Source organism: Vreelandella sp. V005 (genome assembly GCF_052645115.1).
On record NZ_JBQXYA010000002.1, the window covers coordinates 210,562 to 236,859 of the forward strand.

Sequence of the window (26,298 nt, forward strand, 5' to 3'; positions counted from 1 at the left end):
TAGCAAGGGAGTGAGGGCCGCGCTATTAACCTGCAGCGCGGCCAGGGGGTTAAGTATTAATCATTAAGCGCTAGGAAGTGCCGCATCGACGATTTCCACCCAATGGCGCACCGGCGTTCGATTGGCACCGGCCAAGTGGGTCTGACAGCCGATATTGGCGGTCACAATCATTTCCGGGTTGCCTGCTTCAAGCGCATTGAGCTTATTATCGCGCAACTGCGTGGCAAGCTCGGGTTGGGTAATCGAGTAAGTACCCGCCGAACCGCAGCAGAGGTGTGCATCCTGCACTGGCGTTAACGAAAAGCCGAGCTTGGTCAGTACGCCTTCCACTGCGCCGTTAAGCTTCTGGGCATGTTGTAGCGTACAAGGGCAGTGAAATGCTAGCCGCTTTGATTCGTTAACGTTCAGTGTTTCTAACGGTTCATCGCGCAAGATTTCGACAATATCTTTGGCCAGGGTGCTGACCTTTTGCGCTTTGACGGCGTAGTCGGGGTCATCCTTGAGCATGTAGCCATACTCTTTTACAAAGGCGCCGCAACCGCTGGCGGTTTGAACGATGGCTTCCGCGCCTTGTTCAATGTAAGGCCACCAAGCGTCAATATTGGCGCGCATCCGCGCTCGGCCATCGTCCTGAGCGTTGAGGTGAAAATCAACCGCGCCACAGCAGCCAGCTTCGGCGACCGGCGTCACGCCAATGCCAAGTCTATCCAGAATCCGCGCCGTGGCGGCATTGGTATTGGGTGACAGGCCCGGCTGAACGCAGCCTTCCAAAAGCAGTACCTGCCGAGTATGGCGGTGCGTATCAGGACGCGTGCCCGCATCCACCGGGGCCGCCGGCATTTTATTGCGCAGCTTGCCGGGCACTAGCGGTTTAAAGGTTTGCCCCAGCTTTAGCAGCGCCTGAAAGCGTTTGGGTTCGACCATCATCTTACGCAGGGCATAGCGCTGCGCCCGCTCGCCCGCCGGGCGGGGCACACGACGCTCGATTTCGGCACGGCCAATATTGAGTAGCTTGTGGTACTCCACGCCGGAAGGGCAGGTGGTTTCACAGTTAAGGCAGGTAAGGCAGCGGTCAAGGTGCAGGCGAGTCTCTTCGGTGACCTGGTCGTCATCGTCGCGGCTCTCTAGCAACTCCTTCATCAAATAGATGCGCCCGCGCGGGCCATCGCGCTCGTCGCCCAACAATTGGTAGGTGGGGCAGGTGGCGTTACAGAAGCCGCAGTGAACGCAGGTGCGCAAAATGCTCTCTGCTTCCTGAATGTGCGGCTTCTGACGGTCGGCATCGGTAAAGTGCGTCTGCATGTCAGCTCTCCTGATTAAAACGCCGCATAAAGACGACCGGGATTGAATATGCCATGGGCATCCAGCTCCGCCTTTAAGTTACGATGATATTTTTCCACCACCGCGTTCAGCGGTGTGAAAGGCTCAGCGGCGCCGCCTTGGGCATGCGGCGTATAGCAGGTGGCATGGCCACCCACCGCTTTGCAGGCAGCGCGCAGCGTATCAGCATCCAGCGCTGTTTTTACCCAGCGCTGGCACCCCGCCCAGTCGTAGAATATATCGCTCTCGGCAATATCCAGGTTCAGCGGGGCGGTATTGGGTGGCAGCGATAGCCGCCACAATGCTTGGCCCTCTTGGCACTGAAAAAATGCTTGGCGATGGTCGCGTAGGGAGGTCCAGAAGCTTGGGTCAAGCGATTCACCGCCTAAGCGTTCCTGAGTTGCCTGTACCGAGCTTTTACCCCCCTCTAAGCGCAGAAAGAGCTCGCCGTTATGCCACGCTGCCGCCGTGATCGGTAGCGGCTGACGGCCCAGCTCGGCCAGCTTGTTGAGCGCGTCGTTAAGGTTGAGCGATAAACGCAGGCTATGAGTGGCAGTGGGGATCGGTAGCACCTTAAACGAAATATCGGTCAGTACCCCAAGCGTTCCCTGAGCGCCAGCCATCATGCGCGAAAGATCGTAGCCAGCGACATTTTTCATCACTTCGCCACCAAAACGCAGTAGCTTGCCCTCTTGAGTGATTATCCGCGTGCCGAGCACAAAATCGCGCGCCGCACCCGCCCAGGGGCGGCGTGGGCCAGAAAGGCCGGTCGCAACCGCGCCACCAATGGTGCTTTGCTCGCCAAACACGGGCGGTTCAAACCCCAGCATCTGATGGTTCTCCGCCAGCGCCGCTTGAAGCGCACTCAGCCGCGTACCTGCGCGCACGGTAACAATCAGCTCCACCGGGTCGTAGCTGACAATGCCGCTGTGTTCGGCCATCTGAAGCGTTTGGCCTTCCACCGGTCGGCCATAAAAAGCGCGAGTATCGCCGCCTACAATACGTAGCGGCGTGCGTGCGTCATACGCACTGCGCACCTGCTCACACAGCGTGTCAGCGATATCGCGGTCGGCGGCATGCATCGCTAATTCGGTCATGGTCTATTCCAATATTTATTTTGCCTAGTGGTTGTCTTGACTAGGTCACTATTAAAAACGGGGCAGATCCGGGTGCGGCAGTTCGTTATTGTGAACATGCATGGCGCCAAACTCTGCGCAGCGCGCCAGGGTAGGAATGTTCTTACCAGGATTGAGCAGGCGCTTGGGATCGAATGCCGCTTTCAGGGCATGGAAAACGCTGATTTCATCCGGCTGGAACTGGCTGCACATCTGATTGATTTTTTCACGCCCGACACCGTGCTCGCCGGTGATCGAACCGCCTGCCGCCACACAGAGCTCAAGAATCTTGCCGCCCACGTCTTCTGCTAGCGCCAACTGGCCCTCTTTATTGGCATCAAAAAGGATCAGCGGGTGCATGTTGCCGTCGCCAGCGTGGAACACATTGGCAACCGCCAGGCCGCTCTCCTCGGAAAGCGCAGCAATGCCTTTCAGTACGCGCGGGAGTTCGCGGCGTGGAATCGTGCCGTCCATGCAGTAATAGTCCGGCGACATGCGGCCGACCGCCGGGAAGGCGTTCTTACGCCCTGCCCAGAACTTTGCGCGTTCGGCTTCGTCACGGGCCTGCTGAATATTGGTGGCTCCCGCTTTTTCCAGCACACGGCGCACGGTATCGCAATCATCGTCCACATCGGCCTCAACGCCATCCAGCTCGCAGAGCAGAATGGCTTCGGCGTTGAGGGGGTAGCCCGCTTTGACAAAATCCTCGGCGGCTTTGATCGCGAGTTTGTCCATCATTTCCAAGCCACCAGGAATGATCCCCGCCGCGATGATATCGCCCACCGCACGGCCGGCTTTTTCAACATCGTCGAAGCTGGCCATCAGTACCTTGGCGGTTTCCGGCTTGGGTAACAGCTTAACGGTAATTTCGGTGACCACGCCGAGCATGCCCTCGGAGCCATTCATCAGGGCTAATAGGTCAAAGCCGGGTGCATCGAGAGATTCGGCGCCCAGTGTCATGGCTTCGCCCTCGATAGTGAGCACGTCCACCCGCATCACGTTATGCACCGTTAGACCATATTTTAAGCAGTGCACACCACCGGCATTTTCAGCCACGTTACCGCCGATCGAGCAGGCAATTTGTGAGGAGGGGTCCGGGGCATAATAAAGCCCGTAAGGCGCGGCGGCCTCGGAAATCGCCAGATTACGAACGCCGGGCTGCACGCGGGCCATACGCGCATCAGGATCCACACTCAGGATTTGGTTAAAGCGTGACATCACCAGTAGCACGCCTTGCTCCAACGGCAATGCGCCGCCGGAAAGGCCGGTACCTGCTCCCCGGGTGACCACGGGCACGCCCAACGCATGGCAACGTTCCAGCAGGCCTTTTACCTGTTCCAGGGAGTCAGGCAACGCCACCAGCATCGGCAGTACGCGATAGGCCGCCAGACCATCGCATTCGAAAGGGCGTAAGTCTTCTTCACGGTGCAGCAGCGTCATGTCGGGAACCGCTTGCTGCAGGTCGCTCAAGACCTCACTTTTATCTCGCTGGACCAATTCGCCGTCCAAACGCTCATCAAAGAGGATATTCATCACGACATCCCATGTTTATTATCGCTAAAGGCGAACGCTGAAAAGTTGTCTATAGGCCGCCCACCTAACATGGCCTCAATTTGGGCTTTTTTTATCGGTCTGTCTAGGCTGTGGTGCATTGGTCTGACCAGTAATTGGTCGATAGGGGTGCCTTGTTTGTTTAGTACTGGGTCGAGTCCTGGCAAGCTGGTCATATCGACTATCAGGAGAGTCAGCATGGCAGCAGAGAATCAAGCCTTGTCACCCGGGCAGCGTAGGCCGGATCAGGTGGCCACTCGGCTTGAACGTCTTATTCTGGATGGCGTTTTTCGCCCCGGCCAGCTGCTCCCTTCGGAACGGCGGCTGTGTGATCGGCTAGGCGTTTCCCGCGCATCGTTACGCGAGGGGTTAAGAATTCTGCGCAGCAAAGGGATTATTGACACCCGCCAGGGCCATGGGTCGACGGTGGCGACACTACTCCCCGTCAATCAGCAAAGCCCCCTTATGCACTTGTTTAGAGATCATCCGCGCACGCTGTTCGATCTGTTAGAGGTGCGCGCCCTGTTAGAAGGGGAGTCGGCGCATTTAGCAGCAAGCCGGGGCACCTCCGCTGACCGTGTGCTGATTACTCGCCGTTATCGTGAAATGGCCGACTATGCGGAAACCGCAGAACCGATCGATGTCGAGCGTCTGGCTAGATTTGATCACGCCTTTCATTTGGCGGTTTCCCAGGCCTCGCATAACCCAGTGTTGGTACACACGCTGCAAAGCCTGACCGATTTATTGCTGAGTTCGGTATTCGCTTCGGTCAAACACCTTTACCACTTGCCAGTGCCGCGGGCGATGATTAATCAACAGCATGCCCAACTGCATGATGCCGTTGTCAGCGGCGACGCAGAGCAAGCAAAACAGGTGGCGCTAGAGCATCTCTCCAGCATTAGCCAACTGCTGCGTGATCTGGAAGTGGAGCATGATCGGCTGGAGCGTTCCTCCATGCGTCTTGAAGAGTGGCAATAGTGACGTTAGCTATTGGCCACACTTTTATCGTCTGCGGTATCAATCACGCCTGCCAAGGTAGCCACTTCAATCTTATTGCACAGGTGGTCACGTAAAATTTGGCCGAGTAGTTGGCTATCGCGCTTTTCGAGGGCGGCCATCATATTTTCATGGTCTTTTACCGCCTGACTCCAGTAGCGCTCGGTCATCTGCTTCGAGTAGCGAACCCGCTTAACGCGCTGGCTCAAGTTGCTATACATTTCCTGCAATACATCGTTATTGGACGCCGCCAGAATACTTTCGTGAATTTGCCGATTGACTTGGAAATAGGGCATTAAATCCCGGTTACGGTAGTGTTCCAGCATCGTGTCGTGTAGCTGACGAATGGCCGCTATTTCCGCGTCGCTGATATATTGGCAGGCAAGCTCTCCCGATAACCCCTCCAGTGCGGCCATCAGGTCATAGGTATCTTTCACATTTTTCAGGGTGAGCCGCACTACTCGTGCGCCGCGATTGGGCAGCAGCTCAATCAACCCTTCAGTGGCGAGTACTTTCAGCGCTTCGCGCAGCGGCGTACGCGATACGCCGAAACGATCACACAGCTGCTTTTCAGAAATACGTTCACCGGGTGCAAGCTCGCCGTGCTCAATCAGGTCGCCAATCCTATCGGCCACTTCGCGATATAAATTGCGTTGCAAGATCTTTGTCATTCGTAAGTTCCTTGTCAGCGGCTCGCTTGGTTGCTTGCCAAGCTATCCAGACCACCTGGTTTAATGTGAGCACGATGCCATCTTCGTATAGTGGCTATTGTTGATATGATCTGCAAAAGTAATTATGAATTCAATATTCCTTTGGTGGCGCTTTAGTCCACCATCGTTATCTACGACGACGTTTGCTGACCAAGACCCCGCACTTACCAAGACAACGCACTGACAACAAAAAGGGTAACCCTTATGGCCGGACAAGTATTTCACTGCAGCGTACAGCTCACTCGAGAAGAGGGCAGGAAGATCATCGATGGTGCCATGGCGCAGGCGCGCGAAGCAAAATTGCCGCCATTAACCATCATCGTGCTAGACGGCGGTGGCCATGTGGTCGCCGCAGAGCGTGAAGATGGCTGCGCGCCATTGCGGTTTCCGGTTGCGCAAGGAAAAGCCTATGCTTCGTTGGGCATCGGTGTTGCCAGCGGGGTAAGTGGCGCCCGTAATGCCGAGCGCACGGCGTTTGTTGCCAGTGTGGCGGCGGCTTCCCAGGGACATTTTGTAGCGGTGGCAGGTGGCGTGCCCATCCTCAATAAACAGCACTGTGTCATTGGGGCGGTGGGGATAAGCGGCGCGTCATCAGACGAGGATCAGCAGGCCGCGATTGTCGGTATTGAGCGGGCAGGGCTTGAGTGGGGGCTTGAACCAGGCGAGTAAGGTAGCCGGAACTTCATCAACCCCAGGCGGGCAGGTGGCTAATAAAGTCACTGCCCGTTTTTTTTATCCTGATGGCTTTTTTTGTTCCTTAATAAACAAGCTGTTGCGGCGCTTATTTTGTGACGAGACGAAAGTTTAATACCTAATTTTGAATTTTGAATTCAAATTGATGTGGAGGATGATCGAGAGTCTGCGCCTTTCAATAATAAGCAGGCCGGCTCATGTGACGCCTTTTGCAGGTGCCACCGGATGCCCGAGCAACGGTGGTGACATTGCTAAAAACAACAAATGTTTCACCTGGAGTTCACTATGAAATTGCTCAAAACAGCACTCGTTACGGCCGTTGTGTCGTTTGGCTTGCAGGCCGCCACCGCCAACGCTCAGACGGAAGTTCGTCTTGGCCATGTGGGTGGTCCTGGATCACTGTTTGAAATTTCTGCGAATCGCTTTGCCGAACTTGCCAACGAACGTTTGGAAGGCGTGGCGGAAGTAAGCGTTTTTGGCAATAGCCAACTAGGTGGTGACGAATCAATGATGCGTCGCCTGCGGTTAGGGTCTTTAGACCTCTCGCTGCCTTCGACAGTGATGAGTTCTGAATCCGCTGAGTTTGCGTTGTTTGAAATGCCCTACTTGATCCAAAACCGCGAACATATGAAACGCGTGCGTGAAGAGATCGTCCGTGGTCCGCTATACGACGCCGCGGAAGCGCGCGGTTTCAAGATCATCGGCGTGTGGGAAAACGGTTTCCGCCAAATCACCAACAACGTACGTCCGATCGTTACGCCTGAGGATCTTGATGGCATAAAACTGCGCGTCCCTGGCGGTACATGGCGTATCGATATGTTCCGTAGCTACGGCGCGGCACCTTCGCCAATGTCCCTGTCTGAAGTGTTTGTTGCCCTGCAAACAGGCGCAATGGACGGCCAGGAAAACCCCTTCATTCAAACCTACTCTTCACGTTTTCATGAAGTACAAGACTACCTTTCCATCTCCAACCACGTTTACACCCCGGCTTACCTGACCGCCGGTGCCAGCTGGAGTCGCCTACCTGAAGAAGTGCAGCAGGTGCTTGAAGAAGTCGCCGTCGAAATGGAGGACTTCGTGCTAGAGGAAGGCCAGCGACTGGATGATGAAACCCTGGTGAAAATGCGCGATGAAGGCATGGAAGTGAATGAAGTCGACTTCGATGCCTTTGTTGAGGCCTCTGAGACCATTTACAGCAAGTTTGCTGACGAAGTGGATGGTGGCCAGGAAATGATTGACGCCGTCGCTGCTCTGCGCGAGTAAGCCAAGCGCCATTCTCATAGAGGTGCGTCGCCATAGAGCGGTGCGCCTCGTCTTTCGGAGGTCTTAATGAGTACTTTTACAAAGTTCAAGAACGCCTATTTTGCGTTTCTTGAAGGCATCGTGGTCTTTCTGGTCATTGCGCTTGCCGCTGTCGTCACGCTCGGCTTTGTGACCCGCTACTTGGGCTCACCGTTAAGCTGGTACGACGAGCTGGCCGCCGCGTTGCTCGCCTGGGTGACCTACTACGGCACGGCTTTAGCCGCAGCCAAGGGCGCGCACATTACCTGTCCAAGCGTATTAAACATGTGTCCTCCCGCCATTCGGGTGCCGATCGCGCTGTTAGCTGAAGCCATCACGATTGGTTTCTTCATTTTCTTGGGCCTTGCCAGCTACCAAGTCATGTTGATTCTCGAAAACGTCGGTATGGTCAGCCTTCCCGAAGTTTCGATGCAGTTGGTGCATTCTGCGATTCCCGTTGCCTCCGTACTGTTCATTATCGCTGAACTGTTGCGGCTGCCTGACGTGCTCAAAAGCGCGCGCGGTAGAGGCTTTATTGACCATGAGCTTGAAGAAGCCGGTATCGACGCGGAAGAAGTCGCCACCGTCAGCACGCATCAGCGAGGATAAGTAACTACCATGGTCATACTGTATATATTTTTAGCACTAATAGTCCTTATTCTGATTAACGTGCCGGTGGCGGTTGCTTTGGCGCTGGTAGGAACGATTGCCACCTTTATGACATACGGCAACATGGCGATGCCTACGGTGGGCATGACCATGTTTGAAGGCGCGACCAATTTTCCGCTCATTGCCATACCGCTGTTTATTTTAGCGGGTGCGATTATGAACGCCTCGAGCATATCGCGGCGCTTGATTGACCTGGCCATGGCCATGGTGGGGTTTATCAAAGGTGGCCTAGCCATGGTCACTATTGGGGCATCGGTATTTTTTGCTGAAATATCGGGGTCGGCAGTAGCCGGTGTCTCGGCAATCGGCAGTATTTTGATCCCCGCCATGCGCAAAAAAGGCTACTCAAAAGAGTTTGCGGCCTCTATCTCCTCCTCTGCGGCAAGCCTTGCGATCATTCTCCCGCCGTCGATCCCGATGATTCTTTATGCGGTGATGTCGGGCGAGTCGGTCGTACAGATGTTTGTGGCGGGTATTTTGCCAGGCTTGTTGGGCGCGATGGGCTTAGCCGCGATGTGCTACTACTTGGCACGCAAGAATAACTTCCCCTCTGAAGGCAGCTTCCGGGTTTCGCAGCTATGGACGGCCTTTAAGGAAGCCATTTGGGCGCTGTTGATTCCCGTCATTATTCTGGGCGGTATCTTTGGTGGCTTTGTCACCGCGACTGAAGGCGCGGCGCTGGCGGTGTGTGTCGCCATCTTTATCAGTGCAGTGGTGTATCGCGAGTTCACCATCAAGAACTTCATTGATTCTTGTAAAAGTGCTGGCGTACAAACCGCGGTGGTGATGCTGCTGGTGGCGGCATCCGCAGTGGTAGGTGGCTACCTTACTGAGACCCGTGTGCCTCAAGAAATCGCCATGCAAATCAGCGAGCTAACCAACAATAAATATCTTATTTTGGCACTGCTCAATGTCATTTTCTTGATTTTGGGGATTTTCCTGCACTCAGCAGCGGCGATCATTCTGGTGGTGCCCATCGTGTTGCCGCTGGTAATAGAGGTAGGTATTGACCCTCTACACTTCGGTTTGATCGTGACGCTGAACCTCGCAATCGGTCAGCAAACACCGCCGGTGGCCAGTGTCCTAATTGCGTCTTGTTCAATCGCCAAGTCAGATGTATGGGCCACGTCTAAAACCAATCTGTGGTTTATCGCCGTCCTGTTCGCTGTGTTAATGATTAATACCTACATCCCCGCGTTTGCGCTGGCATTAGTCAACTTTGTTTATGGCTAAGTACCCGCTATCCAGGAGAAGCTTATGAACAACACAGACAAACGACAGCAAATCGACAGCGTCACTTATGACGTACGCAATGGCGTGGCTTGGATTGGTTTTAACCGTCCCCAGAGTCGTAACGCCATGACCTGGGAAATGTACGACGCGGTGGAAAAGCAGTGCGATCAGTTGGCAGAAGACGACGCCGTATATGCCGTGGTGTTACACGGCGTCGGCGGCGAAGCCTTTGTTGCCGGTACCGATATCAGCCAGTTTGCAGGGTTCACACAACCTAATGATGCGATCGACTACGAGCGGCGCATCGATCGCGTGGTGGGTAAGCTGGAAGCCTTTCCCAAGCCAACGCTGGCGCTCATCGAAGGCGCCTGCGTGGGCGGCGGCGCGGCGCTGGCCCTGGTATGTGATTTTCGCTACGCCACGCCATCATTGAAGTTTGGGGTGCCGATTGCCAAAACCTTAGGCAATACGCTCTCGATCAATAACGTGTCGCGCATGATCGACATGGTCGGGGTGGCGCGGACCAAAGAAGCGCTGATGATGGCGCGCCTATTTAGCGCTGACGAAGCCCACGCTTCTGGTTTGATAAACCAGCTGTTTGATGCGGAGTCGATTTACAGCGAAGTGGCGGCGTTAGCGGAAGCCTTTGCCAAGCGGGCGCCTTTAACGCTTCAAGCCAGCAAGGCGCTGATTGGCCGGGCGCTAGAACAGCGAAGACTCCCAGCCGATGCCAGCGATGACTGGGTGACCACCTGCTATATGAGCCGGGATTTTGCGGCAGCGGTGGATAAATTCGTCAATAAAACTCCGTTCGAGTGGTCTGGCCACTAACGGTTAGGCAGAGCGTAACACTACTAACTAGGAGGAGAGCGCATGCTTCCCCTACAAGATATAAAAGTGCTAGATGTGTCGCAGATCATGGCCGGCCCCTACTGCACCATGGTGCTGGCCGACATGGGTGCCGACGTCATTAAAGTCGAGAAGCTCAATGGCGGAGACGACAGTCGCCAAATGGGGCCTTACGTGAACGGCGAGTCGACCTGTTTTTCACAGATTAACCGCAATAAAAAAAGCATATCGCTCAATCTCAAGGATGAACGGGCGAAGCAGATATTCTATCGGCTGGCGGCGGATGCCGATGTGATCGTTGAGAACTATCGCCCTGGCGTCACCAAGTCACTGTCGATTGACTACGACACCATCAAGGCAATCAATCCCGGCATCGTCTACTGCTCTATTTCCGGCTACGGGCAAACCGGCCCCTATAGTCACAAAGGGGGCTTTGATCTGGTCGCGCAAGGCATGACCGGCTTGATGTCGATGACTGGTGAGGAGGGCAGGCGCCCGCTTAAAACCGGTATTGCGGTTTACGACATAGGCGGTGGGCTGACAGCGGTCTACTCGATTTTGGCGGCGTGTATTCACAAGATGAAAACCGGCGCGGGGCAACATATCGATATTGCCATCACCGAATGCGGCCTGCCCTGGTTTACCTGGGAAGCGGCAGCGTACTTCTCTGAAGGTACCGTGCCGGGGCCAACGGGCTGGCGGCATCGTGTTTCTGCGCCTTATCAAGCCGTTAAAGCCAGCGATGGCTATTTGATGCTCGGCTGTGCCAATCAGCGCACCTGGGAACGCTTCTGTCAGGATGTACTTAAGCGCGAAGAGCTCATGCAGGATCCTCGCTTCATTACCAATCAGGATCGTGGACAGCATGTTGAAGAGCTGGAAGCACTGCTCGAAGAGCTCATGGCGGATCAAACGGTGGATGAGTGGCTAGTGCTCTGTGACAGCGCGGGGGTACCTGCCGGGCCGATCAACGATTTTGCCCAAGCCATGCAGGATGAGCACTACCTGGCGCGGGGCATGGTGCAAGAAATGGAGCACCCGGTCATGGGCAAAATGAAAACCATCGGTTTCCCAAGTAAGTTCTCTGAGACCCCGTCGCAAATTCGCAGCCCGGCGCCGCTATTTGCTCAGCACACCAATGAAGTATTGGATAGTTTAGGGTTTTCGGAAGAAGAGCTTGACGCTTTACGGGCAGAGGGATGCATTAAGTAGCGTCTTTTTAATAAACCAAATTGCATTCATTATCCATTTTGCTTGGAACCGTACTCCGAACATTTAGCGACACAGCGCTATTCGTCGTACAACAAGAATAGGAAACCACCATGTTGAAGCTTAATTTCCACCCATCCGGCCGTCATTTCTTACAAATTCCTGGGCCTTCACCGGTGCCAGACCGTATTTTACGGGCGATGAGCCTGCCCACGATCGACCATCGCGGGCCTGAGTTTGGCGCGCTCGGCCTTGAACTGCTGAGCAAAATTCAAAAAATCTTTAAAACCGAGAACCCGGTGATTATCTACCCCGCGTCGGGCACCGGTGCCTGGGAAGCCGCCTTGGCCAATACCATGTCACCGGGCGACAAGGTGCTAATGTTCGAGACCGGCCACTTCGCTACGCTGTGGCACAAGATGGCCCTACGGTTAGATATTCAGCCTGAGTTTCTGGGCTTGCCGGGCTACGAAGGCTGGCGCCATGGCGTTCAGGCCAACATGATCGAAGCACGCCTGAAAGAGGATACCAATCACGAGCTGAAGGCTGTCTGTGTAGTACACAACGAAACCTCGACCGGTGTCACCAGCGATATCGCCGCGGTGCGTAAAGCCATCGATGCCGCCGGCCACCCCGCGCTGCTGATTGTTGATACCATTTCCGGCTTGGCCAGCGCTGACTATCGCCACGATGAGTGGGGCGTCGATGTCACCGTTTCTGGCTCGCAGAAAGGCCTGATGCTGCCGCCAGGCATCAGCTTTAACGCGCTCTCTCCCAAAGCCATCGAAGTCAGCAAACAGGCGAAACTGCCGAAAAGCTTCTGGGCTTGGGATGAAATTTTAGAAGCCAACAAGAACGGCTACTGGCCCTACACGCCCAGCACGAACCTGCTTTATGGCCTCAATGAAGCGCTGGATATGCTGCTGGATGAAGGCATGGATCATGTGTTGGCCCGCCATCAGCGCTGGGCAGCCGGTGTGCGCGCGGCGGTAGAGGCGTGGGGGTTGGAGATTCAATGCCAAGACCCCTCGGTTTACTCGCCGGTACTCACCGGTGTGGTGATGCCGGAAGGCGTGGACGCGGATGCGGTGCGCAAAATCATCTATGAGCGTTTCGACCTTTCCCTGGGCATGGGGCTGGGCAAGGCCAAGGGCAAGATGTTCCGCATCGGCCATTTGGGCGACTGCAACGATCTGACGCTGATCGCCACCCTGGGCGGCTGTGAAGCAGGCATGAAGCTTTCCGGCGTTAATCTCAAAGGCAGCGGCGTGACGGCTGCTTTGGACTACTTTGCCGCCAACCCGCTTAACGCAGGCGAGCGCTAAACGACGGGGGAGAGCCACATGACGTCTCTGAAGAACCAACACCCGTCCCGTGATGCCAAGATTAAACCGCTCGGCGAATTAGCCGAGCGGTTATCCCGAGAGATGGCCGGTGAGGTGCTGTTTGATCGGGCCACTCGGGGGCGTTATTCAACCGATGCTTCTATTTATCAAGTGACCCCGGTAGGCGTGGTCATCCCGCGCCATCAGGAAGATCTGAGAATTGCCCTGGATATTGCCCGTGATGCCAACGTGCCGGTTTTGGCCCGCGGCGCGGGTACCAGCCAGTGTGGCCAAACCGTCGGCGAAGCGCTGGTGATCGACACCACCCGTTGGCTCAATCAAGTGGTTGAGTTCGATGCCGAGGCGCGCACCGTGGTGGTCGAGCCCGGCATTGTGCTCGATCATCTCAACGCCTGGCTCAAACCTCACGGGCTCTGGTACCCGGTGGATGTATCCACCAGCGCCCAGTGCACCATCGGCGGGATGGCGGGCAACAACTCTTGTGGGTCGCGGTCGATCTACTACGGCAACATGGTGCACAACGTGCTGGGTGTGGATGCGCTACTGGCTGACGGCAGCGCGGCAAGCTTTGGTTTCGTTGACCGCTTCGCGGAAGGCTCGCAGGAGCAGCGCCTTGCTCAGCAGGTGAGGGCGATTGCGGAGCGTGTAGGCCCGGAAATTCGCGACCACTTTCCCAAAGTGCTGCGCCGGGTGGGTGGCTATAATCTGGATCTGTTCGATTGCCAGAACCCGATGCCCTACGACCTGGACGGTCGCGCCAACCTGGCCCATCTGCTAGTGGGCTCGGAAGGCACGCTCGGGGTAAGCCAGCGTATTAAGCTAAGGCTTTCCCCGCTGCCCGAGCAGAAGGTGCTGGGCGTGGTTAACTTTCCGACCTTTTATCAGGCCATGGATTTCACCCAGCATATCGTCAAGCTCGGCCCCACGGCGGTGGAGCTGGTTGACCGCACTATGATCGAGCTATCGCTTGAGAACCCGGCGTTCCGACCGGTCATTGAGAAAGCGCTGATCGGCAAGCCTGAAGCCATTTTGCTGGTGGAGTTTGCCGGGCACGATCACGCCAAACAGCTTGAAGCGCTGCGCGGGCTTAATGAGCTCATGGGCGATTTAGGCCTGCCGGGCAGCGTGGTGGATATGCCCGCAGCTGCCGAGCAGAAAGCGCTGTGGAACGTGCGTAAAGCCGGGCTCAATATCATGATGAGTATGAAGGGCGACGGTAAGCCGGTCTCCTTTATTGAAGATTGCGCGGTGCCGCTAGAACACCTAGCCGAGTACACTGATAAGCTCACCGAGGTATTCAACCGCTACGGCACTGAAGGTACCTGGTACGCCCACGCCGGTGTCGGCACGCTGCACGTGCGGCCGATCCTCGATATGCGCCGGGATGGCGCAGAGAAAATGCGCGAAATCGCCGAGCTGGCCTCCGCGTTAGTGCGCGAATACAAAGGCGCCTACTCCGGCGAACATGGCGACGGTATCTGCCGCGGCGAGTGGGTGGCGTGGCAGTTTGGTGAAACCATTAATAACGCTTTCCGCGAAATTAAGCAGTTGTTTGACCCGGAGAACTTGTTCAATCCGGGCAAGATCGTCGATACCCCTAAAATGGATGACGAGCGCTATTTCCGCTTTCCCAAGAGCTATACCACGATCCCGCTCACACCGGTCTTCGACTGGTCCGCCTGGAACGTGAAGCGCGACCCGCTCACCGGTGAGCAATCGGCCCCCGGTACCGGCGGCGATGCCACCCATGGCTTGGCCATGGCGGTCGAGATGTGCAACAACAACGGCCACTGCCGTAAGTTTGATGCGGGCACCATGTGCCCCAGTTTCCGCGTGACCAAAGAGGAGCAGCATCTGACCCGCGGCCGCGCTAACACCTTGCGCTTAGTGCTCTCAGGTCAGTTGGGCGATGAAGGGCTGGCCAGTGATGATGTGAAAGAGGCGCTGGATCTTTGTGTATCGTGCAAGGGTTGCAAGCGGGATTGCCCCACCGGCGTCGATATGGCGAAGTTCAAGATTGAAGCCCGCACCGCGCGCGCCCGCGTTAACGGATTATCGCTGCGTGATCGTATGGTCGGCGAAATGCCGCGCTACGCGCCCTGGGCCAGCAAATTTTCCACGCTGGTTAACGGCGTAGAGCGCGTGCCGTTTCTGGCTAAACAGATCAAGCAGGCGTTAAAGCTGGCACCCCAGCGCTCGCTACCGGTGTTCAACGGTAATTTTCTCGCCAGCGCCGATGCGTCTAGCCAGCCGGTCACTTCTGAGCGGGAAGTGCTGTTGTTTGTGGATACCTTCAATAACTACATGGAAGGCGATAACGCCAAAGCCGCCAAGCGGGTGCTGGAAGCCGCGGGCTACCGTGTGCATCTCAATGTGACCAAAGGGCAGCGGCCACTCTGCTGTGGGCGCACTTACCTCTCTTCGGGTCAGTTTGATAAAGCCAAGGCCGAGGCCAAACGCACTCTTGAGCATCTGATGCCGTTTGTCGAGCGCGGTGTGGCGATCGTTGGGTTAGAACCCTCCTGCCTGCTCAGCATGCGCGATGAATTTCTGCAGTACGGTTTTGGCGAAGAGGCGAAGGCGCTGTCTTCATCGGCTTTTCTGTTTGAGGAGTTTTTGGTTAAGGCGCGTGCCGAAGATCAACTGCCTCTCGAACTCAAGCCGCTGAACTACGAGCGGGCGATGCTGCACGGCCACTGCCATCAAAAAGCCTTCGATGCGCTGCGCCCGGTTGAGCAGGTGCTAGGCTGGATTCCTGACCTCACCGTCGAGACTATCGAGTCCTCCTGTTGTGGCATGGCGGGTAGCTTCGGCTATGAAGCGGAGCACTACGACGCTTCGCTGAAAATGGCGGAACTCTCGCTATTACCGGCGATTCGCAATGCGGATAGCAACGCTGTATTGATTGCCGATGGTACTAGCTGTCGCCACCAGATTCACGATGGCAGTGGGCGTGAAGCGATTCACGTTGCCCGATTGCTGGAACAAGCGCTAGCCTGAACGCTTAACACCAATAACAACCCAGGAGGGTAACGTGGCACTTTACCAATACGGAGAGCATCGCCCAGCGGTTCACGACGACGTCTACATTGCGGAAACGGCCGATGTGATCGGCCAAGTCACTCTGAAGGCGCGCTCAAGTGTCTGGTATCAAGCCGTGCTACGCGGTGATACCGACCACCTTGAGATAGGCGAAGAGAGCAATATCCAGGATGGCGCCGTGCTGCACGCTGACCCAGGCTTTCCACTCAAGGTGGGTAGAGGCGTAACGGTGGGGCACCAGGCGATGCTGCATGGCTGCACGATCGGTGACGGCTGCTTAATCGGCATTCAAGCCGTGGTGCTCAATGGCGCTGTGATTGGTGAGAACAGCCTGGTAGGTGCCGGTGCCTTTATAAAGGAGGGCGCGGTATTTCCGGCTAATTCATTGATCGTTGGCTCGCCTGCCAAGGTCGTGCGCGAGCTTTCCGAAGAAGTCGTGGCGGGGCTCAAGAAGAACGCTCAAAGCTATGTTGAACGCGGCAAACTCCATCGCCAGCAGCTAAAGCGTATCGATTAACGTGTAAAACCAGTGGTGCTAAATAGCAAACCCCCAGGCCTAGGCCTGGGGGTTTGCGTTTCTAGCGTCGTTATTACAGCCAGAGCTACTCCATGCTCACATTAACGGATCGGTCACTCCAATCACGTAGAACGCGATGAGGGCGATGATGCCGGTAAAGACGAGGTAGTAGAGCGTGGGCAGAATCGTTTTACGGATAGTTGCCCCTTCACGACCGAGCAGGCCTACCGTGGCGGACGCTGCGACCACGTTGTGGATAGCGATCATATTACCCGCCGCCGCACCGACTGCCTGAAGAGCAATCATCATGGCCGTGGATAGGCCCAGCGTTTCCGCAACGCTAAACTGGAATTCTGCCAGCATCAGGTTGGAGACCGTGTTGGAGCCTGCAATGAAGGCGCCCATCGCCCCGACGGCGGGTGCAAAGAACGGATAAATACCGCCCACGCTATCGGCCACCGCCTGGGCCATCATGACCGGCATCGATACCAGATCCGCACCGTTAACGCCGGAGTTGATCAAGATGCGCACCATTGGAACGGTAAAGATCAATACAAAGCCCGCGCCAAAAATGGTTTTGGTGGATTCCGATACCGCGGCACTGATTTTTTGCGGATTCATGCGGTGCAGGAAGTAGGTCACGAGAACTACCGCCAGAATGATACCGCCCGGCAGGTACAGAGGCTGCACGCCACCGCTAATGCCCGCTTCACCGAGAATATTGGTCCAGCTCAGGTTGATCGAGGTCAGCGCAGCACGCAGCGGTTCGATAGTGCGTGAAGCCACCAGGAACAGCGCCAGCAGTACGTAGGGCACCCAGCCTTTGAAAGTGGACATTGGCGCTCTGCCTACCACATCATCAAGCTTGATTTGCAGGTTGCCGATCCACTCGTCTGGCCATGCCTTCTCGTCAGGGAAGTCCCAGGTGTCTTTAGGGAGCAGGAAGCCACGTTTGGCCGCAGGCACTACAATTGCCAGGCCGACCATCGCGCCAATCATCGAGGGGAATTCGGGCCCCAACAATACGCCCACCAGCATGTAAGGCACGACAAAGCAGATGCCGGTAAAAATGGCGAAAGGCGTAATCGACAGCCCTTCTTTCCATGAACGGTTAGCCCCGAAGAAACGCACCATCACGGTGACAAGAATCAGCGGCATCAAAATACCCACGATACCGTGCGTAATCGCCACTTCACTGGTGATGAGCTGGAAGAACACGTCCCAGCTTGAGCCGACTGAGTCCAGCTGAGCCGTGATGCCCGCGCGATCAACACCGCTACCGACGCCGACGACGATAGGCGTACCCACCGCACCGAAAGAAACCGGCGTTGATTGGATCATCATGCCCACGACTACCGCCGCAAGCGCGGGGAAGCCAAGTGCCACCATTAGCGGCGCCGCTACTGCCGCTGGCGTACCGAAGCCTGAGGCGCCTTCGATAAAGCAACCGAACAGCCAGGCAACGATCAACGCCTGGACGCGGCGGTCAGGGCTGATGCCGGAGAAGCCGTTACGGATAGCCGTAATGCCGCCCGAGTGCTTAAGCGTATTAAGCAGCAGGATGGCACCAAAGATAATCCATAACAGGCCAGCGGTTTGGATCAAGCCTTGAATCGTGGAGGCCGCGACACGGCTAAACGACATATCCCAAACGGTTAAGCCGATAATGGCGGCGGTCAGGAAGACGATAGGCATCGCTATTTTGGCAGGTATTTTAAACCCGATAAGTAAAATACCGGCAAGCAACAGCGGCAGGAAGGCCAAAAGTGCAAGTATCGTTTCATTCATGGAAGGAACTGCCCCTTGTTATTAATTTGGTATGCTCCGGAATAACCGTCTGACATTTGTATCGCCAGTCGGGTGTAGGTGAAAGATACGTTTAGGCTAACAAGATGACTACATTGGAAAATTGGTCTTACCAGTGCAACGCCTGTTTTACACACCAGTCCGCGTTATTTTTTTGCTACAATTGGTTGTATTTAAAGAGTTTTTTAGGAGGGGGTTAAGGTAACTGAAAGGCGGCCTCATTAGACTAATAGACAGTGCCAAGCAGCGTCTCTTGCACGGTTAGATGGTTGGGCTCATTGTTTAGCGACGCTAAGCGTGTCAAAGAGGTGAGGCAGCGCTTTTCTCACTCTTTTTTTATCAACGTTGTTCTTAACCAGAGGCGGTAGTGATGACAATAAAGTTCTATGAGCTGTGCGGCCGAGATGAACGGCTACGCTTTTCACCTTACTGCTGGCGTGTGCGTATGGCGCTTGCCCATAAAGGCTTGGAATACACCAGCGTGGCGTGGCGATTCCTCGACAAACAAGCATTGGCGTTTGCCGATTACGACAAAGTGCCGGTGCTTTGCGACGGCGATCAGGTAGTCACCGACAGCTTTGAAATCATGCGTTATTTGGATAAGGTCTATCCCGACGCGCCCATGCTGGGTGAAGGTGCCAGCTATCAGCGGGTGTTACTGTTTAAGTATTTTGTAGAGCGTAGCGTGACTCCCGCCCTGTTTCGCATTATTGCCATGGACCTGCTAGCGGCGATCCATCCCGACGACCGTAATTACTTCCGCGAAACACGGGAAGCGCGGTTCGGTTGCACGCTGGAAGAGTTTCACCAACCCGAACAGGGTAAGCAGCAACTCAAACAGGTATTGGCGCCTGTGCGCGACTTACTGCGGGAAAGCGCCTTTTTAGACGGCGATGCGCCCGCTGGTGCCGATTATCTGTTGTTTGGCAGCATGATGTGGGCACACGTGGTATCGACCCAAGAAGTCGTCGAGCCCGGCGACCCGGTCGATGAATGGTTCAAGCGTATGCTCAACGCACACGGTGGTGCGGCTAGCAGCGCGCTGACCGTGCGTGAACTGTAATAGCTAGCGTATAGAGGCGGTACGCTAATGTACCGCCCGACCAAGCGTGAAGGCTTGATAAACTCATGATGAGTGAATCAAAGGTTTCAACAAGGAGATGGCAATGATTGATCTGTACTACTGGACAACACCTAACGGCCACAAAATCTCCATCATGCTCGAGGAAGCCAAGCTGGCGTATCGAGTGAAGCCAATCAATATTGGCCGCGGTGAGCAGTTTGACCCTGAATTTCTCACTATTGCCCCTAATAACCGCATTCCCGCGATCGTCGATCACGCGCCGAAAGATGGCGGCCAGCCGCTTTCGATGTTTGAGTCTGGCGCCATTCTGGAATACCTCGCTGATAAGAGCGGCCTTTTCTTGCCAGCGGTAGGGCGTGAACGCTATATCGTGCTCCAGTGGTTACATTGGCAAATGGGCGGGTTAGGCCCGATGGCAGGCCAAAACCACCACTTTTGCCACTATGCGCCGCAGAAGATCGAGTACGCCATTGAGCGCTACGTGCGGGAGACTAACCGACTTTACAGCGTGCTGGACCAGCGCCTGGCGCAGCACACCTATGTCGGCGGTGACGACTACTCGATTGCCGATATGGCGATTTACCCCTGGATCGTGCCCTGGGAAAAACAGGGGCAAACGATCGAGGAGTTTCCCGACCTGGAACGCTGGTTTGAGATGATCAAGGCACGTCCAGCCGTACGTCGAGCCTACGCGCTCATCGAAGAAGTTAACCCCCAAGCAGGGGTGGAAATGGACGAACAAGCGCGTAAGCACTTGTTCGGTAACCGCTAGTAGCCATTGATAGAAACGGTCGCTAATCATCACTCAAGTGAGCGAGCGCAGCATGAGGAAAAATCATGTTGCGCTGCACAAAAAGCACTGCTAGCTTTATCAGTAGCAGAGGCAACAGCCTGGCTAAGAACCGCCAAGCAAAGGCGCGTTTATTTGCTAGCTCACACTTGGAGATATTGAGATGAATAAAGCAACCGACAAGACTACCCAGCAATTTGAATCCGCATTTGTGTCACCGATGCGTTCTTACACGTTAACAGCGCTCGATTATTACGATCAGCTGTTCAGCGCTCAAATGGATGCTTTCCGTGCCTACTCTGACATGGCGATTTCACAAGCACGCACATGGCTTGATGTTAAAGATGCCGACAGTTTCAAGAAGGCGATGGAAAGCCAGCAGAAAACGGCAAATAATTTCATGGAACGCGTAAAGGGCGATACTGAAAAAGTAACGTCAATCGGCCAAAGCTTTGCTCAAGATAGCCAGAAGCAAGCTGAAGAAGCCACTAAAAACGCGGTAGATAAAGCAAAGCAATAAATTAGCATTAGGTCAGTAAAAAGCGCCGCTTTCCTCAGGGAAGCGGCGCTTTTTTTACTTGGGCGTTTTTTTGTACCTGGGCATTTTTTTGTAAATGGTTAACAGCAAAAGAGGTGGGCGCTGTTAACGCTTAGCTTCAGCTTCCGCAGCGGCAAGCTTGGCTTGCCGGTCGGGCTTACCTGGTAAAATAGCATCTAGCAGTAGGGCGGCAAGTGCTGCGGGTACTAGGCCTGATTTAAGCAGCAGCCCAAGCTGACCCGGCATGGTTTCCGAAATGGCTTCAACGGCTGGCAGGCCGATACCCAGGCTTAGCGAAACCGCGATGATCAGCATATTACGCTGATCCAGCTCGCACTCCTTGATGATCTTAAGCCCCGCTGACGCGATCATGCCAAACATAACCACCCCTGCGCCGCCCAGTACTGCAGGCGGCATGGCGGCCACCAGTCCACCTAGCTTGGGGAATAGGCCCATGGCGATCAATAACAGTCCGCCAATGGTGACCACGTGGCGGCTAACTACACCGGTTAGGGTAATCAGCCCAACGTTCTGTGCGTAAGCGGTGTTGGGCAGGGTATTAAAAACCGCCGCAAAAGACGTGGCCACGCCATCCGCCATTACGCCGCCGGAAAGCTCACGGTCTTTCGCGGGGCGGCCAGCGCCGGTGGTGGTAATCGCTGATATATTGCCGATGGTTTCTAGTCCCACCACAAACATAATCAAGGTCATACCGATGATCGCGGTGCCCGAAAACGTCATGCCGTATTCCAGTGGCTTGGGCAGTGCGAACCAGGCAGCGTTACTTAGCGAGGTAAAATCGACTTTGCCAAGGGCGATAGCCACCGCGTAGCCCGCCATTAAACCAAACAGGATTGACGACGCTTTAATAAAGCCACGCCCATATTGGTGAATGGCGATGGTCACGCTGAGTACAAAAAGCGCCAATAATAAATTGCCGGGGGAGGCAAAATCGGCTTCCCCCACACCGCCTGCGGCGTAATTGAGTCCAACCGGCATTAGCGTAATACCGATCAAGAGCACCACGATGCCGGTCACCACCGGGGAGAACCAGTGGCGGATTTTCTTTAAAAACGCGCCCAGCACAATTTGCAGCAACCCCGCCACAAACGAGGCGCCGAGCACCGCGGGTAGGCCAAACGCCTTGGCCAGCGGCAGTGCCACTGGCAGAAAGCCAAAGCTGGTGCCCTGCACAATCGGCAGGCGCGCCCCGATGGGGCCGATACCGATGGTTTGTACCAGCGTGGATACCCCCGCCACAAACAGCGCGACTTGTATTAAAAAAATCTGCTCCGCCGGGTTAGCGCCGATCACACCGGCAATAATGATCGGCGGTGTCACGTTGCCAGCGAACATGGCCATGATGTGTTGCAGGCCTAGCGGGATCGCTTTTGTAAGCGGCGGCATCGCGTCTGGGTTTTGATTAATGGTACGCGAAGGCCGCGTGTTGGCGTCGGGCGGAGTGGACATAAAGAGCCTTTATTCGCAGTGGGTGGCATTGTTTTCTTCTTGCATCCATTTACTATTAAAAGTGTATACAAGAAATAAATGCAATAGCCCGTTTGGCGAAGAGGCGTTGCCGCTGGTGGTTTATTGTTCGGCTCGCGCCCTTAAACGAAAACGCGCAATGCGAATGATCTGCTCAATGGCTGTTTGCCGCTCGGTGGCTGCATCGTTATGCAGCCGCGCTTCAAAGGCATCGAGAATACCGTGCCGATCTAGCCCCTTAACGGCAATCACAAACGGAAAGCCAAATTTCTCCTTATACGCGGCATTAAGGTCTTCAAAGCGGGCAAACTCCTCAGGGCTGCACTGGTCTAGCCCGGCGCCTGCCTGTTCACTGGTGGAGTCTTGGGTTAATTCGCCTGCCAAGGCGGCTTTACCGGCCAAATCGGGGTGCGCTCGGATAACGCTAATTTGCTGTTCGCTGCTTGCCTGCTGCAACATAAGCCCCATCAGCTCGGCCAGTGCGTCTGGGGTGTCATGGGCTTCGGTTAGGCCGTGCTGCCAGGCCGCTTCGGCCACCCAGGGCGAGTGCTCGTAAATATCCCCGTAATGGTGGGTAAGCATCTCAAGGCTGCACTGGCTCGGCGCAGGCGATAGCAGTCGCGGTGTTTCAGCAGGCATTGGCTCTCTCCAAAGTGAAAAAGGGTAACGCGCGGGTGTTCAAAAAGTGCGCGGTTGGAATTACTGTATACAATAAATAGCTGTAACGGTACTCTTTGACCAATAGGTCAAATCATGCAAACAACGTTATAAATAAGGAGTGGCTATGGGACGTTTAACCACCCACGTATTGGATACCGCCAAAGGGCAGCCCGGCCAGGACATTACCATTGAGGTGTTTCGCCTTACCGGCAGTGATCGCCAGCATCTGAGTACCGTTGTCACCAACAGCGACGGGCGTTGCGATGCCCCCATTTTAGAAGGCGATGCGCTCACGCCAGGCGTGTACGAGCTGGTGTTCCATGCGGGGGACTACCTGCGTGCCCAAGGCGTTGAAGCCAATGAACCCCGCTTTTTAGACGTGATTCCGCTACGTTTTGGCGTCGCCGATGCCAGCCAGCACTACCATGTGCCGCTACTCCTCTCGCCCTATGGGTACTCGACTTACCGCGGTAGCTGATAGGGGACATCCGTTATGCAAGCGTATCTAATCGAGTTTGTTAACTTACTGCTGCGCTGGCTGCATGTCATTGCCGCCATCGCCTGGATCGGTGAATCGATCTACTTTGTCATGCTGGATAACAGCCTGCGCACGCCAAAAGCAGCGGAAGATCGCGACAAGGGCGTGTTTGGTGAAATGTGGTCGGTGCATGGTGGTGGTTTTTACCACAACCAAAAGTACGCTACCGCACCTGCCAAGTTGCCCAATGACTTACACTGGTCATTCTGGAAAGCCTATACCACCTGGCTTTCCGGTTTTACGCTGTTTGTGATTCTCTACATGGTCAATCCAGGCTTCTATTTGGTGAACCCCAATAGCCCCTGGGAGTGGGCCGCCAACCTGACGGGCTGGCAAGCCAATGTGCTGGCGCTGGCATTCCTGCTGGGCGGCTGGGTGGTTTATAACGAGCTGTGCAAACGCATTAGCCCCAACATGGATCGCGATGGGCTGCTCAGTATCGCCGTTGCCGTGATGATGATGGTCGTTGCTTATCTCAGTACACAGATGTTCACCGGTCGTGCGGCCTTCCTGCTCACGGGCGCGGTTATGGCGACGGCGATGTCGGCTAACGTTTTCTTCTGGATTATCCCCGGCCAACGCCGCATGGTGAAAGCCATGAAGGCGGGTGATGCGCCCAATCCGCTGGATGGCAAACGCGGTAAACAGCGCTCGGTGCATAACACCTACTTCACGCTACCGGTCGTGTTGTTGATGGTGAGTAATCACTACTCGTTTATCTATTCTCACGAGCTCGCCTGGGTGGTGATGGTGTTGTTCATCTTCGCCGGCGCCCTGATCCGTCAATTCTTTGTGTTGATGCACGCAGGTAAAACCCAGCCCGCCTATCCCGCCTTCGGGGTAGGGCTTATTCTGTTGGCGTTTTGGGTGGCGGCACCCAGTGCTTCATCCCCAAGTGGCACTGCAGGCGCACAAGGGCCAGACCAAGCGCAAATCACCGGCCTGATTGAGCAGCACTGTGTTCAGTGTCATGCTCGCAACCCCGGGCATGCCGGTTTTTCAGCGCCGCCCGCTGGGTTTGCTTTTGAAAACTGGGAAGAAATTCTCGGTCAAAAAGCGCAGATTCAACAGGTCGTGGCCAGCCGCTACATGCCGTTAGGCAATATGACCAACATGAGCGATGAAGAGCGCGATATCATTGCCGCTTGGGAGGATTGATAAAGAGGCTAGCTATGAGTGATGCGCAGGCGCCGATAAAGCGGCGCGCTTCCGTTAAAGAAACCAAAGATGGCAAAGAGGGTGATGAACGCCACGATGCTATCTATCGCGCCGTGAGCGATGCCATTGTCGAGCAGCGCTTGAAGCCCGGCGCGCGGCTGCGCGAGGATGCCCTAGCGGATGTGTTCGGCATTAGCCGCACCGGTATTCGTAAAATTTTGCAGCGCCTGTCACTTGAGCAACTCGTTACCCTGACGCCGCGCCGTGGTGCCAGCGTTACCCGGCCCACCGCAGACGAAGCCAAGGATGTTTTCGATGCCCGCCAACTGGTCGAGTGCGGATTAATGCCCGACGTGGCGCGGCGCATGGGTGAAAAAGAAGCCGCTGAGCTACGTGAAATGGCCAAGCGCGAACGCCAAGCGCTGCGCAGCGGCCAACAAAGCCTCGCTATCCGGCTCTCTGCCGATTTTCACGTGCGCTTGGCGCAGCTTTCTGGCAATGCAACCCTGGCGGAGTTTGTCGAGCGGCTCTGCTCGCGCTCTTCGCTCATACTCGCCGTCTACGGCCATCGCGGCCATTTGGGCTGCGAGTCCCACGACCACGATGACCTAATCGGCTATTTAGAATCCAGCAACGGCGAGCGCGCGAAAGCCTTTATGAGTCGCCACCTCAAAGCCATCGAAGCCTCGCTCTCCATGGTCGAAGAGGAAGAAAACGTGCCGGATTTACAGCAGATATTTGGGGAGTGAAGGCGCGGGTCGAATCGTGACACACCGGGCGCCGGGCTTACATCAAGCTCCAAAACGCGTCGACCAACGGGTTTTTTAGGTTTTTCTTCAAGGTAAACAAACCAATATCGTAGGGCTCCAGTTCTGGCGTCACGTCGAGCACGCGGATGCGATCCATCAGTGGACTGTTGTCGAGGACGATTTTAGGCACCACGCCAATACCAAAGCCCAGGCTTACCATACTCACAATGGCTTCATTGCCGGTCACCTGGGCATAGATGCGCGGGGAAATGTCATGCTGGCGAAACCACTCATCCACACGCGTTCTAGACACACCGCTTTCCGATAGAATCATGGGCGTATTCGCCCACTCAGCCGGTGTAATGGGCGTACTGGTGGGCGCATTGGGCACTTGCTGCGCCAGCGGAGCAATAAACAGCAAAGGCGACGTCGCAATGGGCTTGAAGGCCAGACCTCGCGGTAAGTTGGCAGGCTGTGCCGCAATGCTAAGGTCTTCTTTTCCATCGAGCACATGTGCAATGGCGTGTTCGGGGTCCCCCGTGCGCAGCTTGATTTCAATAACTGGATAGGCAATACGAAAGCGGCGCAGTAGCTCGTGCAAAAAGCTATAGCTGGCCGTTACGGAGCCATACAGGCTGATTTCCCCGCTTAATTGATCCGGGTTGTCGTTTAACTGATGACGAATCAAATTCCACTGACTGCTGGCATCGCGGGCATACTTGAGAAATTTTTGGCCTTCTTGGGTGAGCACCACGGTACGGTTGTCGCGGTTAAACAGTGCCACACCCAGCTCGTCTTCTAAATGGCGAATATTGCGCGACAGGGCAGATATGCTCACATAGCACTCATCGCTGGCGCGACCGAAATGCAGGGTTTCTGCCAAGGCAAGAAATTGTTTTAAAATTTTAAAATTCATACCTGCCATGATAATGGAGCTTTGCAAAAAAAGGGACATG

The 26,298-nt window shown here is 55.4% G+C and carries 24 protein-coding genes; 16 read left to right on the plus strand and 8 right to left on the minus strand.

Annotated elements, in window-relative coordinates; genetic code table 11:
- Positions 1 to 63: 63 nt before the first annotated feature.
- The 3 genes from glcF to glcD are packed head-to-tail and all read right to left on the minus strand — an operon-like array spanning position 64 to position 3,968.
- The gene (gene glcF, locus ACUN8H_RS06245) at positions 64 to 1,302 is read right to left on the minus strand and encodes a glycolate oxidase subunit GlcF (RefSeq protein WP_445531283.1); all 1,239 of its coding nucleotides are present in this window, start codon (positions 1,300 to 1,302) and stop codon (positions 64 to 66) included.
- Between the two features lie 14 nt (positions 1,303 to 1,316).
- Positions 1,317 to 2,417: a glycolate oxidase subunit GlcE gene (glcE, locus tag ACUN8H_RS06250; RefSeq protein ID WP_445531284.1), complete on the minus strand. Its 1,101-nt coding sequence runs from the start codon at positions 2,415 to 2,417 to the stop codon at positions 1,317 to 1,319.
- Positions 2,418 to 2,468: 51 nt separating this feature from the next.
- Positions 2,469 to 3,968 (minus strand): glycolate oxidase subunit GlcD, encoded by a 1,500-nt coding sequence (gene glcD, locus ACUN8H_RS06255; RefSeq protein WP_445531285.1) that lies wholly within the window; start codon positions 3,966 to 3,968, stop codon positions 2,469 to 2,471.
- A 216-nt stretch (positions 3,969 to 4,184) separates the two neighbouring features.
- Between glcD and glcC the strand changes: the two genes are divergently transcribed.
- The gene (gene glcC / locus ACUN8H_RS06260; RefSeq protein WP_445531286.1) at positions 4,185 to 4,964 is read left to right on the plus strand and encodes a transcriptional regulator GlcC; all 780 of its coding nucleotides are present in this window, start codon (positions 4,185 to 4,187) and stop codon (positions 4,962 to 4,964) included.
- Between the two features lie 5 nt (positions 4,965 to 4,969).
- Here glcC and ACUN8H_RS06265 read toward each other — a convergent pair whose 3' ends face one another.
- Entirely contained in the window at positions 4,970 to 5,653 is a 684-nt protein-coding gene (locus ACUN8H_RS06265; protein WP_445531287.1) for a GntR family transcriptional regulator, read from the minus strand.
- A gap of 243 nt (positions 5,654 to 5,896) precedes the next feature.
- On the opposite strand from ACUN8H_RS06265, the gene ACUN8H_RS06270 reads away from it, so the two are divergent.
- The 9 genes from ACUN8H_RS06270 to ACUN8H_RS06310 all read left to right on the plus strand — a co-directional run bounded on the left by ACUN8H_RS06270 (position 5,897) and on the right by ACUN8H_RS06310 (position 16,531).
- The gene (locus ACUN8H_RS06270; RefSeq protein ID WP_445531288.1) at positions 5,897 to 6,361 is read left to right on the plus strand and encodes a GlcG/HbpS family heme-binding protein; all 465 of its coding nucleotides are present in this window, start codon (positions 5,897 to 5,899) and stop codon (positions 6,359 to 6,361) included.
- Positions 6,362 to 6,670: 309 nt separating this feature from the next.
- On the plus strand, positions 6,671 to 7,648 hold the full coding sequence (locus ACUN8H_RS06275) for a TRAP transporter substrate-binding protein (protein ID WP_445531289.1): 978 nt from the start codon (positions 6,671 to 6,673) through the stop codon (positions 7,646 to 7,648).
- Between the two features lie 66 nt (positions 7,649 to 7,714).
- Positions 7,715 to 8,275, plus strand: a complete 561-nt coding sequence (locus ACUN8H_RS06280; RefSeq protein ID WP_445531290.1) for a TRAP transporter small permease — start codon at positions 7,715 to 7,717, stop codon at positions 8,273 to 8,275.
- Between the two features lie 9 nt (positions 8,276 to 8,284).
- Positions 8,285 to 9,568, plus strand: coding sequence for a TRAP transporter large permease (locus tag ACUN8H_RS06285; protein ID WP_445531291.1), 1,284 nt, complete (start codon positions 8,285 to 8,287; stop codon positions 9,566 to 9,568).
- A 24-nt stretch (positions 9,569 to 9,592) separates the two neighbouring features.
- Positions 9,593 to 10,399: an enoyl-CoA hydratase gene (locus ACUN8H_RS06290; RefSeq protein WP_445531292.1), complete on the plus strand. Its 807-nt coding sequence runs from the start codon at positions 9,593 to 9,595 to the stop codon at positions 10,397 to 10,399.
- A 42-nt stretch (positions 10,400 to 10,441) separates the two neighbouring features.
- A complete protein-coding gene (locus tag ACUN8H_RS06295; protein ID WP_445531293.1) occupies positions 10,442 to 11,629 on the plus strand; it encodes a CaiB/BaiF CoA transferase family protein in 1,188 nt (395 codons plus the stop codon).
- A gap of 110 nt (positions 11,630 to 11,739) precedes the next feature.
- Positions 11,740 to 12,951 carry a pyridoxal-phosphate-dependent aminotransferase family protein gene (locus tag ACUN8H_RS06300; protein ID WP_445531294.1) on the plus strand — a complete coding sequence of 404 codons (1,212 nt, stop codon included), beginning with the start codon at positions 11,740 to 11,742 and terminating at the stop codon, positions 12,949 to 12,951.
- 18 nt (positions 12,952 to 12,969) lie between these two features.
- The gene (locus ACUN8H_RS06305) at positions 12,970 to 15,972 is read left to right on the plus strand and encodes an FAD-binding and (Fe-S)-binding domain-containing protein (RefSeq protein WP_445531295.1); all 3,003 of its coding nucleotides are present in this window, start codon (positions 12,970 to 12,972) and stop codon (positions 15,970 to 15,972) included.
- Positions 15,973 to 16,006: 34 nt separating this feature from the next.
- Positions 16,007 to 16,531, plus strand: a complete 525-nt coding sequence (locus ACUN8H_RS06310) for a gamma carbonic anhydrase family protein (RefSeq protein ID WP_445531296.1) — start codon at positions 16,007 to 16,009, stop codon at positions 16,529 to 16,531.
- Positions 16,532 to 16,627: 96 nt separating this feature from the next.
- Here the strand turns inward: ACUN8H_RS06310 and ACUN8H_RS06315 are convergent, their stop codons facing one another.
- Entirely contained in the window at positions 16,628 to 18,319 is a 1,692-nt protein-coding gene (locus ACUN8H_RS06315; RefSeq protein WP_445531297.1) for an L-lactate permease, read from the minus strand.
- Between the two features lie 388 nt (positions 18,320 to 18,707).
- Between ACUN8H_RS06315 and ACUN8H_RS06320 the strand changes: the two genes are divergently transcribed.
- The 3 genes from ACUN8H_RS06320 to ACUN8H_RS06330 all read left to right on the plus strand — a co-directional run bounded on the left by ACUN8H_RS06320 (position 18,708) and on the right by ACUN8H_RS06330 (position 20,731).
- Positions 18,708 to 19,400 (plus strand): glutathione S-transferase family protein, encoded by a 693-nt coding sequence (locus ACUN8H_RS06320; protein ID WP_445531298.1) that lies wholly within the window; start codon positions 18,708 to 18,710, stop codon positions 19,398 to 19,400.
- Between the two features lie 103 nt (positions 19,401 to 19,503).
- Positions 19,504 to 20,193, plus strand: a complete 690-nt coding sequence (locus ACUN8H_RS06325) for a glutathione binding-like protein (protein ID WP_445531299.1) — start codon at positions 19,504 to 19,506, stop codon at positions 20,191 to 20,193.
- Between the two features lie 181 nt (positions 20,194 to 20,374).
- The gene (locus ACUN8H_RS06330) at positions 20,375 to 20,731 is read left to right on the plus strand and encodes a phasin family protein (RefSeq protein ID WP_445531300.1); all 357 of its coding nucleotides are present in this window, start codon (positions 20,375 to 20,377) and stop codon (positions 20,729 to 20,731) included.
- Positions 20,732 to 20,854: 123 nt separating this feature from the next.
- Here ACUN8H_RS06330 and ACUN8H_RS06335 read toward each other — a convergent pair whose 3' ends face one another.
- Entirely contained in the window at positions 20,855 to 22,219 is a 1,365-nt protein-coding gene (locus ACUN8H_RS06335; RefSeq protein ID WP_445531301.1) for a uracil-xanthine permease family protein, read from the minus strand.
- 120 nt (positions 22,220 to 22,339) lie between these two features.
- Positions 22,340 to 22,876, minus strand: a complete 537-nt coding sequence (gene uraD / locus ACUN8H_RS06340; RefSeq protein ID WP_445531302.1) for a 2-oxo-4-hydroxy-4-carboxy-5-ureidoimidazoline decarboxylase — start codon at positions 22,874 to 22,876, stop codon at positions 22,340 to 22,342.
- 145 nt (positions 22,877 to 23,021) lie between these two features.
- On the opposite strand from uraD, the gene uraH reads away from it, so the two are divergent.
- From uraH to ACUN8H_RS06355, 3 genes are read left to right on the plus strand one after another with little or no spacing between them, the layout of a single operon-like run.
- Positions 23,022 to 23,375 (plus strand): hydroxyisourate hydrolase, encoded by a 354-nt coding sequence (gene uraH / locus ACUN8H_RS06345; protein WP_445531303.1) that lies wholly within the window; start codon positions 23,022 to 23,024, stop codon positions 23,373 to 23,375.
- Positions 23,376 to 23,390: 15 nt separating this feature from the next.
- Positions 23,391 to 24,593 carry a urate hydroxylase PuuD gene (locus ACUN8H_RS06350; RefSeq protein ID WP_445531304.1) on the plus strand — a complete coding sequence of 401 codons (1,203 nt, stop codon included), beginning with the start codon at positions 23,391 to 23,393 and terminating at the stop codon, positions 24,591 to 24,593.
- A 14-nt stretch (positions 24,594 to 24,607) separates the two neighbouring features.
- Positions 24,608 to 25,342, plus strand: coding sequence for a GntR family transcriptional regulator (locus ACUN8H_RS06355; protein WP_445531305.1), 735 nt, complete (start codon positions 24,608 to 24,610; stop codon positions 25,340 to 25,342).
- A gap of 37 nt (positions 25,343 to 25,379) precedes the next feature.
- Here the strand turns inward: ACUN8H_RS06355 and ilvY are convergent, their stop codons facing one another.
- Positions 25,380 to 26,258 carry an HTH-type transcriptional activator IlvY gene (gene ilvY, locus ACUN8H_RS06360; protein ID WP_445531721.1) on the minus strand — a complete coding sequence of 293 codons (879 nt, stop codon included), beginning with the start codon at positions 26,256 to 26,258 and terminating at the stop codon, positions 25,380 to 25,382.
- Between the last annotated feature and the right edge of the window lie 40 nt (positions 26,259 to 26,298).